The following is a 555-nucleotide window of genomic DNA, read 5'->3' on the forward strand; positions in this document are numbered from 1 at the left end:
CGCGCCCGTCCGTGCCGCACACCGTCCAGAGTCTGTCGCATGCCATCGGTCTCAGCCGCTCGGCTTTCATGGCGCGGTTTTCCGCTGCCTTCGGGGAGTCCCCGATGTCATTGCTCCGCCGGGTGAGGATGCGCCATGCAGCAGACCTGCTCGCGGCCAACGCGGTGTCTATCGACCAGGTCGCCTTCAGCGCCGGCTACCAGAGCCGGAGCAGCTTCACGCGCACTTTCCGCAGGTACTACGGCAACGACCCGTCAGAATACCGCGCCAGGGCGCAGCGCACCGCGTCCTCAAGCGCCGCACCGGCCGAGGATGCGATCGAGGAATCCGCTGCAGCCTGACGCCGGCCTTCACTCCACGAGAGCGTATGTCCCCGACTTTCCAAAGGTATGCCCTGGTGAGGGACTTCGACCGTCCAGTCGCGAAGCCGCGCGACCTTGACGAAAGCGTCGAGCGCCGGCGAGTAGCGGCGCCCCTGCACGGCCAGCAACCGCACCTGCCGCGAAACCGGGTTGCCTTCGAGGGGAATGGTCTTGAGTGTCGGAAGGCGCGGCA

At 67.0% G+C, this 555-nt stretch carries 1 protein-coding gene and 1 pseudogene; one reads left to right on the forward strand and one right to left on the reverse strand.

Annotated features, from left to right (window positions below; all coding sequences use genetic code 11):
• The first annotated feature begins 68 nt into the window (after positions 1-68).
• A complete protein-coding gene (locus NKI67_RS33820; protein WP_352649181.1) occupies positions 69-341 on the forward strand; it encodes a helix-turn-helix transcriptional regulator in 273 nt (90 codons plus the stop codon).
• Here the strand turns inward: NKI67_RS33820 and NKI67_RS33825 are convergent.
• A pseudogene (locus tag NKI67_RS33825) lies at positions 239-555 on the reverse strand (hypothetical protein); the annotation flags it as partial. The gene NKI67_RS33820 and the pseudogene NKI67_RS33825 sit on opposite strands and share 103 nt — an antisense overlap.

Origin of the sequence: Mesorhizobium sp. M0408, from assembly GCF_040321495.1 — a bacterium.
GTDB lineage: Bacteria > Pseudomonadota > Alphaproteobacteria > Rhizobiales > Rhizobiaceae > Mesorhizobium.